The sequence below is a fragment of the Pseudomonas agronomica genome (assembly GCF_025917275.1).
In the GTDB taxonomy this organism is placed as follows: Bacteria; Pseudomonadota; Gammaproteobacteria; order Pseudomonadales; family Pseudomonadaceae; genus Aquipseudomonas; species Aquipseudomonas agronomica.
Map to the genome: position 1 here is coordinate 1 of NZ_JAOSHO010001017.1, position 525 is coordinate 525.

Below are 525 nucleotides of genomic sequence, written 5' to 3' on the forward strand. Positions count from 1 at the left end.
CTGGGTTACATCGGCGTCGACATGGTGCTGGACCAGGAAAAGGGTCCGTTGATCCTGGAACTGAACGCCCGCCCGGGCCTGAACATCCAGATCGCCAACGACTGCGGCCTGACCTTGCGCACCCACGCGGTGGAAGCCCACCTGGAAGAGCTCAAGGCCCGCGGCGTGACCGAAACCGTGGAAGAACGAGTAGCGTTTGCCCAGGAACTGTTTGGGCATATTCCGCCGGTTGAGGGGTGAGTCCTGAAAATTGGACCTTGCTCCACCGGGTTCTGTAGGAGCTGGCGAAGCCTGCGATCTTTCGCTTGAGATTCAACTGTCTGTGAAAAGATCGCAGCCTCGCTTCGCTCGTCAGCTCCTACACAGCTCCTACAGGCGCAATCCGGCGGGAGCAGGCTCCCTCGCCACAAAGTGTTCATACCCAGGTCACTCTGGTAGCCACAGACGTGCTCATCTCCGACATCCCCCTAGGAGCAAATCCTACAGGGGATTACAATCGCTCCCCCGCCTGAACGGCTGACCCAC

The 525-nt window shown here is 59.6% G+C and carries 1 protein-coding gene; it reads left to right on the forward strand.

Annotated features, from left to right (window positions below; translation table 11 throughout):
• Window positions 1-240: sugar-transfer associated ATP-grasp domain-containing protein (locus OC610_RS28675; RefSeq protein ID WP_332880491.1), on the forward strand; the 240-nt coding region annotated here is incomplete at its 5' end.
• Window positions 241-525 lie beyond the last annotated feature (285 nt).